15 protein-coding genes and 1 pseudogene are annotated in these 16,257 nt (G+C 69.4%); 13 read left to right on the forward strand and 3 right to left on the reverse strand.

Annotation, left to right across the window (positions count from 1 at the left end):
- From ABT130_RS43555 to ABT130_RS43575, 5 genes are all read left to right on the forward strand, one after another.
- Positions 1–356, forward strand: a 356-nt coding sequence (locus ABT130_RS43555) for a class I SAM-dependent methyltransferase (protein WP_502992248.1), incomplete at its 5' end; no start/stop codon positions are given.
- Positions 357–371: 15 nt separating this feature from the next.
- Positions 372–1,628 (forward strand): low temperature requirement protein A, encoded by a 1,257-nt coding sequence (locus tag ABT130_RS43560; RefSeq protein ID WP_350965768.1) that lies wholly within the window; start codon positions 372–374, stop codon positions 1,626–1,628.
- Positions 1,625–2,149 carry a (2Fe-2S)-binding protein gene (locus tag ABT130_RS43565; RefSeq protein WP_350965770.1) on the forward strand — a complete coding sequence of 175 codons (525 nt, stop codon included), beginning with the start codon at positions 1,625–1,627 and terminating at the stop codon, positions 2,147–2,149. The genes ABT130_RS43560 and ABT130_RS43565 overlap by 4 nt, the downstream gene beginning before the upstream one ends.
- Positions 2,146–3,135: an FAD binding domain-containing protein gene (locus ABT130_RS43570; protein WP_350965772.1), complete on the forward strand. Its 990-nt coding sequence runs from the start codon at positions 2,146–2,148 to the stop codon at positions 3,133–3,135. The genes ABT130_RS43565 and ABT130_RS43570 overlap by 4 nt, the downstream gene beginning before the upstream one ends.
- A gap of 12 nt (positions 3,136–3,147) precedes the next feature.
- Positions 3,148–5,235 carry a xanthine dehydrogenase family protein molybdopterin-binding subunit gene (locus ABT130_RS43575; RefSeq protein ID WP_350965774.1) on the forward strand — a complete coding sequence of 696 codons (2,088 nt, stop codon included), beginning with the start codon at positions 3,148–3,150 and terminating at the stop codon, positions 5,233–5,235.
- 12 nt (positions 5,236–5,247) lie between these two features.
- Here the strand turns inward: ABT130_RS43575 and ABT130_RS43580 are convergent, their stop codons facing one another.
- A complete protein-coding gene (locus tag ABT130_RS43580; RefSeq protein ID WP_350965776.1) occupies positions 5,248–6,057 on the reverse strand; it encodes an AraC family transcriptional regulator in 810 nt (269 codons plus the stop codon).
- 337 nt (positions 6,058–6,394) lie between these two features.
- The gene (locus ABT130_RS43585; protein WP_350965778.1) at positions 6,395–7,060 is read right to left on the reverse strand and encodes a tyrosine-type recombinase/integrase; all 666 of its coding nucleotides are present in this window, start codon (positions 7,058–7,060) and stop codon (positions 6,395–6,397) included.
- A 445-nt stretch (positions 7,061–7,505) separates the two neighbouring features.
- Here ABT130_RS43585 and ABT130_RS43590 point away from each other — a divergent pair, with 445 nt between their 5' ends.
- Together ABT130_RS43590 and ABT130_RS43595 are read left to right on the forward strand one after the other, a co-directional pair.
- Positions 7,506–8,312, forward strand: a complete 807-nt coding sequence (locus ABT130_RS43590) for an MBL fold metallo-hydrolase (RefSeq protein ID WP_350915685.1) — start codon at positions 7,506–7,508, stop codon at positions 8,310–8,312.
- Positions 8,313–8,792: 480 nt separating this feature from the next.
- The gene (locus ABT130_RS43595; RefSeq protein WP_350965780.1) at positions 8,793–8,993 is read left to right on the forward strand and encodes a hypothetical protein; all 201 of its coding nucleotides are present in this window, start codon (positions 8,793–8,795) and stop codon (positions 8,991–8,993) included.
- A gap of 187 nt (positions 8,994–9,180) precedes the next feature.
- On the opposite strand, the gene ABT130_RS43600 is transcribed toward ABT130_RS43595, so the two are convergent.
- Positions 9,181–10,134 (reverse strand): NAD(P)-dependent alcohol dehydrogenase, encoded by a 954-nt coding sequence (locus ABT130_RS43600; protein ID WP_350965782.1) that lies wholly within the window; start codon positions 10,132–10,134, stop codon positions 9,181–9,183.
- A 103-nt stretch (positions 10,135–10,237) separates the two neighbouring features.
- On the opposite strand from ABT130_RS43600, the gene ABT130_RS43605 reads away from it, so the two are divergent.
- From ABT130_RS43605 to ABT130_RS43630, 6 genes and pseudogenes are all read left to right on the forward strand, one after another.
- Positions 10,238–10,831 (forward strand): TetR/AcrR family transcriptional regulator, encoded by a 594-nt coding sequence (locus ABT130_RS43605; protein WP_350965784.1) that lies wholly within the window; start codon positions 10,238–10,240, stop codon positions 10,829–10,831.
- Positions 10,832–11,207: 376 nt separating this feature from the next.
- A pseudogene (locus tag ABT130_RS43610) lies at positions 11,208–12,889 on the forward strand (Tn3 family transposase); the annotation flags it as partial.
- A gap of 72 nt (positions 12,890–12,961) precedes the next feature.
- On the forward strand, positions 12,962–13,801 hold the full coding sequence (locus ABT130_RS43615) for a helix-turn-helix domain-containing protein (RefSeq protein ID WP_350965786.1): 840 nt from the start codon (positions 12,962–12,964) through the stop codon (positions 13,799–13,801).
- Positions 13,802–13,867: 66 nt separating this feature from the next.
- Positions 13,868–14,449 carry a dihydrofolate reductase family protein gene (locus ABT130_RS43620; RefSeq protein WP_350965788.1) on the forward strand — a complete coding sequence of 194 codons (582 nt, stop codon included), beginning with the start codon at positions 13,868–13,870 and terminating at the stop codon, positions 14,447–14,449.
- Positions 14,450–14,804: 355 nt separating this feature from the next.
- On the forward strand, positions 14,805–15,797 hold the full coding sequence (locus tag ABT130_RS43625; protein ID WP_350965790.1) for a tyrosine-type recombinase/integrase: 993 nt from the start codon (positions 14,805–14,807) through the stop codon (positions 15,795–15,797).
- Positions 15,798–15,883: 86 nt separating this feature from the next.
- On the forward strand, positions 15,884–16,257 hold a 374-nt coding region (locus ABT130_RS43630), incomplete at its 3' end, for a hypothetical protein (RefSeq protein ID WP_350965792.1).

A 16,257-nucleotide genomic window follows, 5' to 3' on the forward strand; every position in this document is an offset into this window, starting at 1 on the left:
CACAGGTCGACGTCGACGTCGACCTGTGGGTAGCGGGCCTCGACCACGCGGACGTGATCGTGAGCGGGCTGCCCTGGGCGGCCTTCGCACCGGGCCTGCAAGACGACCTCCTCTGCGCCGTCACCCACGCTCTCGCCCCGCATGGCGCGTTCACCACGTTCGCGTACACCTACACGCGGTGGGCTTCCCCCACTCGCCGGCTACGGCAGTCCTTGGGCGAGCGGTTCGATGAGGTCGTGGTCAGCCGCACGGTGTGGGCCAACGTGCCGTCCGCATTCGTTTACTTCTGCCGAAGGCCCCGCGTCCCGGCGCAGACGCGCCCACTGCTCCCCGATGAACGCGCACGCGTCGCATGACCTGGAGGGGTGACCATGGGTGTGAGACGTGAACACGGCAACGTTCGCTCCACCGGTGAGGACCATCGTGCGACGCCCTTCGAGTTGTTCTTCGACCTGGTCTACGTCTTCGCGATAACGCAGCTCAACGGCTATATGGCCCAGCAGCACAGCGCTCCCGGCGTGCTCCGGGGGCTGCTGATGCTCGCACTGTTGTGGGGCACCTGGTCCGGCTACACCTGGCTGGGCAACCACTCACGAGCCGACCAGGGTCTGCCGCGGGCGGGAATGGTCGTCGCGATGACGGCGATGTTCGTCGTCGGCCTGACCATCCCCGAAGCATGGGACGACGAGCCGGGCGGCCTGAACGGCCCTGTGGTGCTGGTGGGCGCCTGCCTGCTGGTCCGCTGGGTGCACCTCGCGGTCTTCGCGGTGGCCGCGACCGGTGACGCCGGGCTGCGACGGCAGATCGCGATCACCTGGCTGCCCATGCTGACGAGCGCGGTTCTGCTGGTGTCCGGGGCGCTGCTTGGGGGCTGGACACAGGTGCTTCTGTTCTCCGTCGCCCTCCTGGTGGACTGGGTCGGCATCTACCTCACGGCTAGGCACGGCCAGTGGCGGCTGCACAGCCCGGCCCACCTGAGCGAGCGTCATGGCCTGTTCGTCATCCTGGCCATCGGCGAGTCGTTCCTGGCCATCGGCGTCGGCGCCGCCGACCGGCCCATGAGCGGGGCCCTGCTGCTCGCCGCCGTCCTCGGCGTCGCCGTCGCGGTGTGCCTGTGGTGGCTGTACTTCGAGGTGGTGGCACGTGCGGCCGAGCACCGGCTCGGACGGGCACGGGGCGAAACGAGGCTGCGCCTGGCTGTCGAGGCCTACACCTACGGGCACCTGCCTCTCATCGCCGGCATCCTGCTCACCGCCCTGGGGGTGGAGGGCGTGCTCGCACACGCCGGGGACAGCCGGCCGCTGGGCGTGTTCTCCGCGCTCGCTCTCTTCGGTGGCTTCACGCTGTACCTCGTCGGGCATCTGTTGTTCGAACGCCGCATGCACCACACGCTGAGCCGCCCCCGGCTGCTGGCGGCCTGCGCCATCCTTGCGGCCACGCCGGCCGCCGTCGTCCTGCCGCCGCTGGCTGGGCTGGCGGGACTGGTGACCCTCCTGATCACTCTGATCGTCGTCGAGACCACCCGGTACGCGCGCGAGCGGGCCAGCCGCGACACATGCGCCGCCAGCCCCCTGCCATCCAGCCTCACGCGCCCGGGCATGCCGCGCCTGAAGGAAGGAAGACCATGACCAACGACACCCGCAGTGTGATCTCGCTGCGCGTCAACGACGCGACACATCGTTTGTGCCTCGACAATCGCAGGACGCTGCTCGACGCGTTGCGCGAGGACACCGGCCACACCGGGCCGAAGAAGGGCTGCGACCACGGCCAGTGCGGCGCCTGCACCGTGCTGCTGGACGGCAGGCGGGTGCTGTCCTGCCTGACGCTTGCGGTCGCCGCCGAGGGCGCCGAGGTCACAACCGTCGAAGGCCTCGCCGGTGACGGCGAGCTGCGGCCGATCCAGCAGGCTTTCGTACGGCTCGACGGGTTCCAATGCGGTTACTGCACGTCCGGGCAGCTCTGCTCGGCCATCGGGATGCTGGCCGAGCACGCGGCGGGCTGGCCCAGCGCGGTCACCGCCGATCTCTGCCCGGACGGCCCGGCGCCGGCGTTGGACACGGCAGAGGTGCGCGAGCGGATGAGCGGCAACCTGTGCCGCTGCGGCGCGTACCCGTCGATCGTGCGCGCGATCCTGGAGGAGGCCCGATGAAGGAGTTCGCCTATCAGCGCGCCTCGGGGATCAGTGAGGCGCTCAGACTGGTCGCCGGGAACGACGACGTCCGCTACCTCGGCGGCGGCACGAACCTCGTCGACCTGATGAAAGCCGGTGTCGAGTCCCCCACCCGGCTGGTGGACGTTCGTTTCCTTCCGCTGGACGGCATCCGGCAGGTACCCGGCGGTGGGCTGGAGATCGGTGCGACGACGACCAACAGCGATCTCGCCGCCCACCCCGAGGTGCGGCGCCGGTATCCGGCGCTGAGCCAGGCAGTGCTGGCGGGCGCGTCAGGCCAGCTGCGCAACATGGCCACGATGGCAGGGAACCTGTTGCAGCGGACCCGGTGCTCCTACTTCGCCGACCCTTCGCAACCGTGCAACAAACGCGCCCCCGGCAGCGGATGCTCAGCGATCGCCGGCGCGCACCACAACCACGCCGTCCTCAGCTGGTCGCCGCACTGCGTGGCCACGAACCCGTCGGACATGGCGGTCGCGCTGGCCGCGTTCGACGCGGTCGTGCGCTACGAGACCCTCGACGGCGCCGGGGACATCCCACTGGAGGAGTTCTACCTGCCCGTCGGCGACACGCCAGAGCGGGAGACGGCGTTGCCGCCCGGAGCCCTGATCACCGCGGTGCGTCTCCCGGAGTCTGCCATCTCGCCGCTCTCGCGGTATCGGAAGGTCCGCGAGCGCGCGTCGTACGCCTTCGCGACCGTGTCCATCGCCGCCGACCTGGACATCCGCGACGGGGTGGTGCGCAGCTCGCGGATCGCCCTCGGCGGGGTCGCGTCGCGGCCCTGGCGCGCCAGGACCGCCGAGAGCCTGCTGCTGGACGGCCCCGCCACCGCCGACCGGTTCCGGACGGCCGCCGAAGCCGAGCTGGCCGCCGCCGAGCCGCTGCCCGGCAACGCCTACAAGGTGACGCTGGCGCGCAATCTCATCGTGGCCGTCTTGACCGACCTGGCGGCTTCGCCGTACTGAAGGAGATCACCCATGAACGCTGAATCCTCGGCCCCGACGGCCGCGGGAGCCGTCGGGGCCGCGCGGCCCCGCGTCGAGGGCCGAGCCAAGGTCACCGGCGGCGCCCGCTACTCCGCCGACGAGCCGGTGCCGGGCCTGGCCTTCGGCGCAGTCGTCGTATCCACCATCACCCGCGGGCGCGTCCTCGACATCGACGTCGCGGCCGTTCAGGACATGCCCGGCGTGCTGGGCGTGATCGATCACAGGAATGCGCCCCGGCTCAACCCGGAAGCAGGGCACTTCTTCGGTCCGGACGGAGGGCTGCGACTCCTGCAGGATGACGTGATCCCGCACCCGGGCCGCCCCATCGCCCTCGTGGTGGGCGAGACGCCCGAACAGGCCCGTGCCGCCGCCCAGGCGCTGCCGGTGGTCTATGACGTGCAACCGCATGACACGGAGTTCTTCTTCGGCCACCCGGCAGGCCGTCCGGCATCGGCCCTCTTCGACGGGCCCGTGGACGTCGGCGATGTGGACGCCGGGCTGGCCGCCTCCGCGGTAGTGGTCGACGAGAGGTACGGCACGCCCGAGGAGCACTGCAGCGCCATGGAGCCGCACTCGGCGACCGCCTGGTGGGAGGGAGAACGCCTGCAGGCCGTCGACTCCAACCAGGGGCCATACCAGATCGCCGTCACCCTGGCCACGCTCTTCTGCCTGCCTCCGGAGCGGGTGCGTATCCGTGTCGAGCATGTCGGCGGAGGCTTCGGGTCCAAGGGCATGTGCGGGCCGCAGCTGATCCTGGCCGTGATGGCCGCGACGCGGTTCGGGCGGCCCGTGCGGGTCACGCTCACCCGCGACCAGGTGTTCCTGGCCACCGCGCAGAGGCCGGCCACGGACCAGGTGATCCGGATCGGAGCCGATGCCGATGGGCGCCTGCGGGCGATCGACCACGTGGCCGCGTTCGAGCTGTCCCCGCTCGCGGAGTACATCGAGGGGTGCACCGAGCTCACCAAGACGCTCTATGCGGCGCCCGCGATCCGCACCCGGCTCACGGCGGTTCCGCTCGACATCCTGCCGCCGTACTCCATGCGTGCCCCCGGCGCGGCGCCCGGCTCGTTCGCGCTCGAATCGGCCATGGACGAGCTGGCGGAGCGCCTGGAGATGGACCCGCTCGAGCTCAGGCTGCGCAACGAGCCCGTCGTCGGTCCCGTGTCCGGACTGCCGTTCAGCAGCCGGAATCTGGTCGCGTGCCTGCGTCAAGGCGCACGCCGGTTCGGCTGGGCAGATCGCGACCACCGGCCGCGGATGCGGCGGGAGGGATCCCTGCTCGTCGGCACCGGGCTGGCCGCCACGTCCTTCAGCACCGGGGCGTTCCCCTCGACGGCGTCCATCACGGCCGAGCCGGACGGCACCTTCACCGTGGTCGTCGCCGCCACCGACCTGGGCACGGGCGCCCGCACCGCGCTGACCGCGATCGCCGCCGATGCGCTGGAGGTCGGCGTGGAGAAGATCGGGCTTCGGATCTCCGACAGCGACCTCGGCCCCGCGTGGAGCGCGGGCGGGTCCCGCGGGACCGCGTCCTGGGCGTGGGCGATCACCGAGGCCGCGGCGAAGATGCGCGGCCCGGAACGGCCGGCGACGGTCACGGTCGACACGACGCACCTGCTCGGCGAGCTGCCATCCAGGGAACGACACGCCTACAGCGCCGTCTTCGCCGAGGTCACCGTCGACCCGGCGACCGGTGAGGTGCGCGTGCGGCGGCTGCTCGGGCTGTTCGCCGTAGGCCGGGTGATCAACCCGCTCATGGCCCGCAGCCAGGTCATCGGGGGAATGGTCGGCGGGCTGTCCATGGCTCTGCACGAAGAGGGCGTCCGTGACCCGGTCTCGGGGCGGCACGTCAACCCTGACTTCGCCGGCTATCACATCGCCGCACACGCCGACGTTCCCGACATCGAAGCCGAATTCGTGCCTGACCACGAACCCGGCCTCCCCATGGGAGTCAAAGGTGCCGGTGAGATCGGGAACGTCGGCACCGCGGCTGCGATCGCCAACGCTGTCTGGCATGCCACCGGGGTCCGGCAGCGGCAGCTGCCGATCCGTCTCGACCGAGTCCTGGAGGACTGACCACCACGGAACTCAGCTCGTGGCGCGCAGGCGCATGGCGTCCTGGCTGGGGGATGCCCCGAACTGGCGAAGGTACTCGCGGCTGAACTGCGACGGACTGCCGTAGCCCACGCGGCGGCCGACAGCGGCGATGTCGGCGGGAGCCGCCGCAAGCTGGAGTCGCGCCTGCTGGAGCCGGATCTGTTTCTGGAACTGGATCGGGCTCATCGCGGTGATTGCATGGAAGCTCCGGTGGAAAGCGGAGACGCTCATCCCCGCCAGCTTGGCCACGTCCTCGACCCGGAACGACTGCGCGTAGTGGTCACGGATCCACTGAACAGCGCGCGCGATGTGGCTGAGGCTGCTGTCAGGCAGGCCGAGCTGGCGGATGACGGGGCCCTGGTCGCTGGTGATGAGCCGCCAGAGAATCTCTCGTTTGATGAGGGGCGCGAGGACGGCGATGTCTTGGGGGCGGTCGAGCAGGCGCACCAGGCGGACGACGGCGTCGAGGAGTTCGGCCGAAGCGGTGCTGACGGCCAGGCCCGGCGGAGCGTCGTCGCCGAGCTCCGGGAGGTCGCCGGGAGCCGCCTGCAGCAGTACCTCGGCGACGGTGGCCGGATGCAGGGTCAGCCCGACCCCGAGCCCCGGCAGCTCCGGGCTGGCCTTGGCGAAGTGGGCGGTCACCGGCAGGTCGACCGAGGCGACGAGGTACTGCCCCTCCCGGTACTCGTAGACCGTGTCGCCCAACGCGAACCGTTTCACTCCTTGCGCGACCACAGCCAGCACCTTGCCGTAGGTCGTCGGCGTCGGCGGCTGGGGGTGTTCGGCCTTGAAGATCAGCACGTCCTCGATGGAAGTCCTCAGATCAGGCCGAGCATGGCGGTTGAGAAGATCGCGTAATTCGTCGAGGACCACGATCCCGATTCAAGCAGCACCCGCGGACCGCGACAATCATTCGCGATGAGCATGGACATCGCGCGCAGGGGTGGGTCCGCCAGGCCGTTCCAGCCGCCGACCGGGCACGAGGCAGGGGCGTTGCTAGGCCACGCGGCGCCTGTATGTGGACGTCGTCTTCCCCCACACCTGTCTCTTAACAGGATCTACGCGAGGCGCCCTGGCCGATTCACCGCATCGGCCTGGCACGGTAGTGGTCCAGTGGCCAGCACCAGTCCACGGAGCATCAGTAGTCGAGGGCGCGGTCGACCAGATCGGCGACTTCGGTGGCCGAGGCGCGGAAGTAGCGGGCGGTGGTCTCGATGGAGGCGTGTCCGAGGAGGGCTTGGATCTGGGCGTGGTCGGCGCCGGCTTCGCGTAGCCGGGTGGCGTAGGTGTGGCGTAGCCGATGCGGGCGCAAGGTCGGCAGGCCTGCAGTCTTGCCGACGGCGCGCACCACGTCGGTGACGCCGTCGACCGTCAGCCGTCCGCGCTGGCCGACCCACAGCCCTTCGCCGACCGTCCCGGCCAGCTCGGGGCGAGCCTCCAGCAGCTCGGCCCGGGTCGGCAGCCAGGCCGCGAGGCGTTCGCGAGCCGGGACCGGCAGCGGGACGGTACGGACCTCATCCCCCTTACCGTGCAGGCGGGCGGTGCCGCTGCTGGGAGTGATCGGCACGTCGCCGACGCACAGGCGCTGGGCCTCTTCGGCGCGGGCTCCAGCGCCGAGCAGGACGGCGATGAGTGCTGAGTCGCGGGGTCCGCGCCGGTCGGCGGCGCGGCGCACCGCGTTCTCCTGCGCCCGGGTCAAGGCATCAGGGGCGCCGGGCTTGGGCACCCGGGCGCGTTTGACAGCCAGGCGCAGCGCGGGTCCGTGTTCATACAGCAACGTGACGGCGGCCAGCGGTCGCGCCACTCTTGTTGATCTTGTTGTCGGTGCTCGCGGTCACCCTCCGGACTCCTCTCCTTATTATCCGGGGAGTTTTTCCGGCGTTAGCTCCGGGCTCGGCTGGATGTTATCCGGGGAGTTTTTCCGGCGTTAGCTCCGGGCTCGGCTGGATGTTATCCGGGGAGTTGATCGTCACGCACAAAACCGCTCTTCTTCTGGGCCTCCGAGTCGGGGTGTCGGTAAGACTCGTGCAGCCAGGTACAAGCGTTTGAGTTAGACCAGGCCGGACGGGTATCCGGGGATCTTTCGCGGACCGGGTGACGGGCTGGATCTTGTGCGGTCAGTATTGATCCGGATTCGTAGGGCGGTCGGTGGAAGGGCGGCCGCGGCTTGCGGGAGAGCCGGATGGCCGTGACGCACACGTTGGTGTGTCGTCCATGGAAACGCCTCACGGGCGTTGCAGCATGGACCCGTGAGTGATCAGAAGCTGCCCCGGCAGGACTGCGCCGCGACGGTGCTGGGCGGTCCCACGACCGTCATCGACGCCGGTGGCCTGCGTGTCGTCGTGGACCCGACCTTCGACGGCCCCGGCCCGCACGGCTACCTGACCAAGACGCTCGGCCCGGCGGTGACCGAGGACCGGCTGGGGGCCGTCGACCTGGTGCTGGTCAGCCACGACGCCCATCCGGACAACCTCGACGACCGGGGCCGCGCCTTCGCCATGGCGGCCCCGCTGACGCTCACCGTGCCCGGCGCGGCCGACCGGCTCGGCGCGTCGGCGGTGGGCCTGGCCCCCTGGACGACCTTCACCCTGCCCCGCCCGGACGGCGGCGGCGACCTGACCGTCCTGGCCGTCCCCGCCGTGCACGGCCCCGAGGACGGTGAGCGGGACCCGCAGGGCAACATCAACTGCGAGGTCACCGGCTTCGTGTTGTCGGGCGCGGACCTGCCCACCGTCTACGTCAGCGGCGACAACGCCTCCATGCGCGCCGTGGCCGCGATCGCCCGACGCGTGCCGGACATCGACGCGGCGGTGCTGAACGCCGGGGCGGCCCGCGTACCGGGCAAGTTCCGGCGACGTCCGGTGTCGCTGGACGGCCACCGGGCCGCGGCCGCCGCCGCGGTGCTGGGCGTCACGGTCGTGATCCCGGCCCACTACGACGGATGGACGCACTTCTCCGAAGGACGCGCGGAGGTGGAGACGGCCTTCGACGAGGCCGGCCTGTCAGCCCTGCTGCGCCTGGCCGACCACGGGTCCTGGTCGGCACTGCGCGGCTAACGGTTCGCGTGGCCGCCGGCCATCGAAAAGGATGGGGGCGGATTGTGGCGACAAGACCGGACGCCCTGATGTTTCAGCAGCTCAGCCGTGCTCTGGCCGACTCCTTTTAGCGGTGACGAAGACCTCACCGACCAGGCACAACACGCTCGCCTGTACTTGATGACAGCCTTCGCACGCTGCTCCACCGTCATCACCGGCAGGGCCATCAGGCGTCTCTCCTATAGAGATCGGCTGGTCAGTGACTCCCGCCAGAGATCACGACGGGTGTCTGAGGCGCTTACAGATGTCAGTACGGCACGCGAGTTGTCAGTGGACTTGGCAACAGGCCATTGGAGATGTCAGTAGGCGCGTGTACGGCAGGAGGTTCAGCCCGGATGGTGGCATCCGGCCTCGGCGGTTGGCGCTGGTGGTTGCTCCTGCGCCTGGCGAGTCGTTCGCGTCCTGGGTAGATCGGTTGGCGGTCCGGAACGGATGCCCGCCGTGGTTGATCGTCGAGGCGTTGGGCTGGATGTCCGCGCGGCATCGGGCGATGTCTGCTCACTGGCGTACGACATCGTGGCGACCCCGGAGACGTGTGATGCGATCAGGGCTGCCACAGGGGTGGGCACCGAGATGGTGCGCGATATGCACCTGGAGGTGTTCAACGGCTCGGCCTTGGATCTGTCGGGCGTCCCGCGCTGATCGCCGGCCAGGTGGCGAATGCCAGGCAGTGGTTCGCGGTCTTGGAAGCGGTGACGACGTTGGTCCGGCTGGGGATGCCGGAGGTTCTGCCTCTGCTGGACGGGGTGTCTTCGGATGGCTGGCATGCGATGGCGGCAAAAGCCGGCCGCGGGGACGGTGCGCCCGCGGGACTGTCCCCTCGCAGGCATTAGCGCTGCATGTCGATGACGAACTTCCCGCGGACGCCGCCGGCTTCGAGTCGTTGGTGAGCCTCCGCGATGCCGGCGATCGGGTAGACGGTGTCAATGACCGGGCGGATGCTTCCCGCTTCGGCCGAGGCGGTGAGCTCGGTGATCCGCGCGGGAGAGGGGTTGTTGCTGAAGAGCTTCATCCGCCGGGGTGAGAGGGCGGCCCGCAGTCCTATGGTGGCCATGGAGGTCAGGATGCGGTCTTGGTCGAAGGCGAGCGCGACCATGCGGCCACCCCGGGTGAGCCGGGCCAGGTAGGCCCCGAGATCGGTGCCCACGAGGTCGAGGATCACATCGAAGTGGCCGAGATCCTGCGGCCGGGTCGTACGGTAGTCCAGGGCCGCGTCGGCGCCAAGTTCGGTGACCCAGTCGAGATTGCGGGCGCCGGCGAGCGCGGTGACGTGGGCGCCGAGCGCTTTGCCCAGTTGCACGGCGATGCTGCCGACGCCCCCTGTGGCACCGCGGACCAAGAGCCGTTCACCGCTGCTGAGGCCGGCCTTGTCCGTCAGGGCGGTCATAGCGGTGGTGCCCGACGTCGGCAGGGCGGCGGCATCCAGCAGGCTCAGGTTCTTCGGCGCTCGGGCGAGCCGCTGTTCGGGAACGGTGACGTAGTCGGCGAGGGAGCCGAAGGAGAAGTGCGGCATCAGCCCCCACACCTCCTCACCCACACTCCACGCGTGAACTCCGGGGCCCACGGCAGCGACGCGGCCGGTGAAGTCGCCTCCCACGCCGCGGGGGAAGCGGGCCCGGCTGATGCCGCGCAACTTGCCCACGCGGAAGGCGACCTCCCCTGCGTCCACGCTCGCAGCGCGGACCTCAACCAGCACCTCTCCCCGCCCAGGCTGAGGCGTGGGCACGTCAGTGACGCGCAGCACCTCGGGAGGGCCGAAACGGGTGTATTGGACGGCGCGCATGATCTCTCCCAGTGATTCCGAACATAAGTGGGCTGGCGGCCCACTTACAGCTCGGCTACTCTAACCGGACAGCCAGCCCAGTTGTCAAAGCCCGGAGGTCGCCATGGTCCACACCACCGAACGACGGCCCCTGCGCGCGGACGCCCAGCGCAACTACGACCGCATCCTCGGCGCGGCCCGGGAGGTCTTCGCATGTCATGGCGCCGGCGCCTCCCTGAAGGAGATCGCCCGTCGAGCCGGAACGGGATCGGCGACACTGCACCGGTTCTTCCCCTCCCGCCGGGCCCTTCTCGAAGCCGTCTTCCACGACCGCGTCGAGGACCTGTGCGCCATGGCAGCGCAACACGCCAAGGAGAGCGAGCCAGGCCCCGCGCTCTTCGCATGGCTGCGTGACCTCAACGCCTACGCGGCCGGCAGTCGCGGCTTGGCCGCCTCACTGCTTCACGATGGCCGGGACGCCGACCTGCTGGATCAGAACGAAGGCTGTCAGGCGATGATCACCAATGCGGCGCGCGAACTCCTGCAACGAGCACAACAGGCGGCCGCCGTGCGTCCCGGCCTTCTCGCCGAGGACCTGCTCGCGCTCATCAATGCCATTTCACTGGCCACCGAGCACCACGATGACGACGAGCAGGCGGACCGACTGCTGGACATCGCGATCGAGGGCATCCGCCTCCAGGCCGCAAAGAGCTCATAGGGGACCTTAGTGTGGCCGAGGGGCAGCCGTACCAGCTCAGCGCGCTCGGATTGAACTCCCTGCCCTCCACGCTCCTACTGCCATCCCGATGGCCCACTGTCACGTGCTTGCCACCCTCAAGGCCGCCAGACATCTCTGGGGCCAGGACGACGCCGAGCCCGGGGTCGAGGAACGCGGGGACAGCCATTGGCGGTGAGATGGATCATGGTGCGGATGGTCACCGCGACCTGCGGAAACACTAAAGATCGTGTTATCACGCCGGACCGTCCCGCCATGTTCGGGCCGAAAAGCTGACTCAACACTGTTGGTCGTGCATCGCCCTGACCTGCTCGAACAGCCCGTACCGCTAATGACTGTCCCTTTGTTCCTCGACCCCGGGATCGTCCCGGCCGAGCTGGTGGAGCTGATGTACCGGGCCGACAGCACGAAGCGGCAGCGGATCCTGCGCACCGTGTACGAGTGCGGCGTCTTTCAGACGCTACGGGAGAAACTGCGGTGCAAGGAGATCTGGGTGGTCGGCGCCGACCGGTGGCGCAACCCCGACGACGACCTGCCGAAGGACTTCGAGGACAGGCGGGCCGAGAACTACGCCAAACTCCGCAAACCGCTGGATCCGCAGGCGTTCGTCGACCAGCTCCGGGGCGAGATGGACGCCGAACTGTCGGCGCTGAACGACGCCCTGGCCGGGAAGGGCCTGGCCTGGTTGAAGATCGCCGAACGGCGCAACGCCGGGGCGATCCATCTCACCCCGCTGGACGCCGCCCCGGAACCGCGCAACCTGCGCCGGCTGAAGGCGGCGATCCGGGACCGGTGGGGCGTCGTCCCGCTGATGGACATGCTGACCGAGACCGCCCTGCGGACGGGCTGCCTGAACGTCTTCACCCCGGCCGGGACGCAGAACCACCTGGACGCGGCGGTGCTGTTCGAACGGCTCCTGCTGCTGATCTACGCCTACGGGACGGGGACCGGGATCCGCGCGGTCGCCGCCGGCGACCATCCCCACACCGAGGACGACCTTCGCTACGCGCGCCGCCGCTACCTGACCGTCGAGGCCTGCCGCGAGGTCGCCCGGGTGATCGCCAACGCGACCTTCGCCGTCCGGCAGGCCGCCCTGTGGGGCAGGGCACGACCGCGGTCGCCTCGGACTCCACTCACTTCTCGGCCTTCGATCAGAACATCTTCACCGAGTGGCACTCCCGCTACCGCAGGGCCAAGCGCGGCATGCTGATCTACTGGACGGTCGAAACCGGCGGGTCCATGGCCGTCCACTCCCAGCTGATCTCCTGCTCCGCGTCCGAGGTGCACGCCATGGTCGAGGGCGCGATGCGGCACGGCACCGACATGGAGATCGAGCAGAACTTCGTCGACTCCCACGGCGCCTCGTTCGTTGGGTTCGGGATCACCCGGCTGCTGGACTTCGACCTGGTCGCCCGGTTCAAGCAGATCAACAAGATGAAGCTGTATGTGCCCGGCCGGGGCGAGGACTCCTCCTACCCGTTGCTCGGACCCGCGCTGACCAGGCCGATCCGGTGGGACATCATCACCCAGAACTACGACATCATGATGAAGTACGCCACCGCGATCCGGCTGCGGACCGCCTCCACCGAGGCCCTGCTACGCCGGTTCACCAGCGAGACCACCCACCCCGCCTACGCCGCGATGCTGGAGGTCGGCCGCGCCCAGCGCACCGTCTTCCTGGCCCGCTGGCTTCGCGACCGCGATCTTCAGCGGGAGACCGAATCCGAGCTGAACGTGGTGGAGAACTACAACGGCCTCAACGACTACATCAAGTTCGGCAAGCGCGGCGAGCTCGCCTCGAACCGGCGCGAGGAACAGGAGCTGGGGATGTTGTGCCTGCACATTCTCCAATCCGCCCTCGGTCTGATCAACACGCTGATGATCCAGGACACCCTCGCCCTACCCGAGTGGGAGAACGTCCTGACCGACGCCGACCGGCGCGGGCTCACGCCGCTGTTCCACACCAACATGACCCCCTACGGTGAGATCCAGCTGCGCACCGACCGGCGCCTGGACCTCACCGACCTGCCGACTGCGTAACGCCGGACGCTCGCCCGTTCCGGCGGCAGCGCGGCTGGACCATGCCGGCGGGGCGTCGGCGATACTGTGGGCGTGGAGTACGTGTCCAGAGTGCCGCGACCGCCGCTGGACGGGCTGATCGACGACCTTTACTACCTGGAGGGTGCGCCGCCGTACGCCCGGCTGACGCTGCCGCCGATGCCGGCGGCGCTGCTCATCGTCAACCTCGGGGCGCCGTTCCGCATCCGCGCCGGCACCGACATCGAGACGGCCGAGTACGCCGACGGCTGCGTGGTCACCATGCCCACCCGCGCCTTCGAGTTCGGCTATCCGCCGGAGACCCGGTCAGTCGGCGTGCACTTCAAGCCGTGGGGGCTGGCGCCGTTCCTGCCGATGCCCGCGGCCGAGCTGTGTGACCGGCCGGTGACGGTGGAGCAGGTTTGGGGCCGGCCCGCCATTGCCGAGCTGCGGGACCGGCTGGCCACGGCGGCCGGGCCGTACGAGATGCTGACGCTGCTGGAGGAGGAGCTAATGCGACGGCTGTGCGAGACCGCCGGTCTGGGGATGGTCCGCCATACGAGCAGCGTCATCGCGGCGACCAGCGGGGCGGTGGCGATCGGCGACCTGAGCGTGGCAGCCGGTGTCAGCAGCACTCATCTGGCGCAGCGGTTCAAGGAGCTCATCGGCGTCACGCCGAAGCGGCTGGCCCGCACCTACCGCTTCGCCGCCACCGTGTTCGCGATCAACCCCGCCGGACCGATCGACTGGGGCGACCTCGCCGGTGGCGCAGGCTACTTCGACCAGGCCCACTTCGGCCACGAGTTCCGGGCGTTCACCGGGCTCACGCCGACCCGGTACGTCGAAGTCCGGCGGCGGTTCCTGCGCGAACATCCCGGCCACGCGCTGGACGGCTGGCCGCTGCCGGCCGATTGATTTCTTACAAGAGCGACAGCTCACGACACGCTAATTTGGGGGCACCCCAAAGCAGAGGAGAGCCCCGTGGGCAAGGTGGTCATGTACAGCTCGGTGTCGGTGGACGGCTTCGTCGCGGACGAGAATGATCAGCCCGGACCGCTGTTCGATTGGTTGTCCAGCGGTGACGTCCCGTTGGACGAGAGCGGCGAGCTGAAGGTGTCGCAGACGTCCTACGATTACACCCGGACGTACTGGGACCAGATCGGAGTCACGATCGTCGGCCGCCACGTCTTCGACATGACGGACGGCTGGGACGGGAAGCCTCCGAGCGGGATCGACCACGTGGTCGTCGTGTCACACCGGCCGATGCCCGAGGGCTGGGACCCCGAGGCGCCGTTTCACTTCGTCGACGGCGTCGAGGCAGCCGTGGCCAAGGCGCAGGAGCTTGCGGGTGACCGCTTGGTCGAGGTCGCCGCTGGCGACGTCGGTGGCCAGGTGCTTGCCGCGGGTCTGGTCGACGAGGTGCGCATGGACGTCGTACCCGTGGTGTTCGGGTCCGGCAAGCGCTACTTCGGGTCGGTCGACGCGCAGCACCTGTTGGAGGATCCTGACGTGGTGATTCAGGGCAACCGGGTGCTTCACCTGCGCTATCGGGTGCGCCGTTGACCGATCTGAGCGGGTACGCGAAGAAGTCCACTGCCGACGGTGACACAAGATCGGGCCTCCGGCTGCGTTTGCGCATCGCTGTCCCTGGTCGGGCAGGCGACGCCGATCCGCCCAGCACCTCACCTGCGGCAAGTTCAACTCAAGATCACTGGTTGCCGGTTTCCGTCGTATCTTGGCCGACCCCCGAACGGACTTGGCCTGAGCGTGGCCTCGGGACTTTGGGCCCGATCAACCCTCCCATCAGAGCTTCTGATATCTCTCGATATCAGAAGCTAATCGCAGGACTAGCTTCTGATATCGCGGTCCTGGACGCCGCTTAGCTCGGCGAATCAACTTCTGATATCGCGAGGGCGATGTGGGGCGGCAGCACCAAGCGGTACCCGAGGCGTTCACCACGATCCACGCCGCCTACGCCGCAGCGCTGAAGCGGGCCCCGCTGGACGGCGACACCCGCCGCGCCTACGACTCCCGGGTCCGGACCTTCCTCGCCTGGCTGGAGGTCAGCGGCCCCGACGGCGACCCGCTCACCGACGCGCACAACCGCGACTTCGCCATCCGCGACTACAAGACCCACATGAAGACCGTGCTGCGCCGCGCGTCGAATACCGTCAACGCCCACCTCACCGCGTTGGACCACTTCTTCACCCAGCTCGGACTCGGCCCCGCCGTCGTCCGCCGCGACGACGCCCCCAAGCTCGCGCCCCGTGCCCTGGACGCCCGCCAGCAGAAGCGCTACCTGCGCGCCGTCGAACGCCGCCCCCTCGCCCGCGACCGAGCCATCGGCCGGCTGCTGTTCTACTCCGGCGTCCGGATCGCCGAGCTCGTCGCTCTGGACGACGACGACGTCCCGCTCTCGGCGCGCAAAGGCAAGGTCATCGTCCGCTCCGGCAAGGGCGAGACCTCCCGCGAGATCCCGCTCCTGGACGGCACCGCGCGGACCTCCATCACCGAGTGGCGCACCGACCGCGCCTCCTGGCCCGGCGCCGACACCCCGGCGCTGTTCCTCAATCGCCGCGGCGGGCGTCTGTCGGCCCGGGCGGTCGACCAGCTCATGGACGAACTCGCCACCGACGCCGACATCCTCGACGACGCGGGCGCCCTCGCCCTTTCCGCCCACATCCTGCGGCACACCTTGGCGACCAACCTCCTGCGCGCGGGCGCCGCTACACCCTGCCTACCCACGCCGACCTCGAAGACGCCGTCAGCCATCTCCCCACCGATCAGTAGGGCCACCGCTGACCTGGGCGAACTCAATCGCGTGTACCTGGCTGCACGAGTCTTACCGACACCCCGTAAGGGCGAGCTCAGCGATGGCGCCTCGAGAAATTCCAGAAGCGCCGTCGGCTGACCCGGGCAGTGGGAAGCAGGACGGCAGGTTGATCACGAATGCGGATCGAAGCGAACGACGTGTGATCTCTCCTCATCTCTTTGGGTATGAGGAATTCGGCTCTGGCCTGGATCGGTCACCCCCTGACCGTGATCGCCGTGGTAGTCCTGCTGCTCAACGACCACCTCTTCAAGCCGCTGTGGCCTGGCCTGGTGACCGGGAAGCTCAGTGACATCGCCGGGCTGATCGTCGCCCCGCCCCTGCTCAACCTGCTCATCCGCCACCCCTGCGCATCCATCCTGCTCACCGGCGCGGCCTTCACCCTGGTCAAGACCACCACCGTCGGCGCCGCCCTCGCCTCGCAAGCCTGGACCCTCGTCTGGGGTCCCTCCCGGGTCCTGGCCGATCCCGTCGACCTCATCGCCTTACCCGCCCTGTACGTCGCCTGGTGGACCTGGAAGCATCCCGACGTGGGGGGCGT

The organism is Streptosporangium sp. NPDC001681, assembly GCF_040298085.1.
In the GTDB taxonomy this organism is placed as follows: Bacteria; Actinomycetota; Actinomycetes; order Streptosporangiales; family Streptosporangiaceae; genus Streptosporangium.

Bases quoted from the DNA above. Each gene is read 5' to 3' on its own strand.
- ABT130_RS43565 (WP_350965770.1), top strand. From the start codon at position 1,625: ATGACCAACGACACCCGCAGTGTGATCTCGCTGCGCGTCAACGACGCG.
- ABT130_RS43570 (WP_350965772.1), top strand. From the start codon at position 2,146: ATGAAGGAGTTCGCCTATCAGCGCGCCTCGGGGATCAGTGAGGCGCTC.
- ABT130_RS43600 (WP_350965782.1), bottom strand. From the start codon at position 10,134: ATGCGCGCCGTCCAATACACCCGTTTCGGCCCTCCCGAGGTGCTGCGC.
- ABT130_RS43575 (WP_350965774.1), top strand. From the start codon at position 3,148: ATGAACGCTGAATCCTCGGCCCCGACGGCCGCGGGAGCCGTCGGGGCC.
- ABT130_RS43560 (WP_350965768.1), top strand. From the start codon at position 372: ATGGGTGTGAGACGTGAACACGGCAACGTTCGCTCCACCGGTGAGGAC.
- ABT130_RS43605 (WP_350965784.1), top strand. From the start codon at position 10,238: ATGGTCCACACCACCGAACGACGGCCCCTGCGCGCGGACGCCCAGCGC.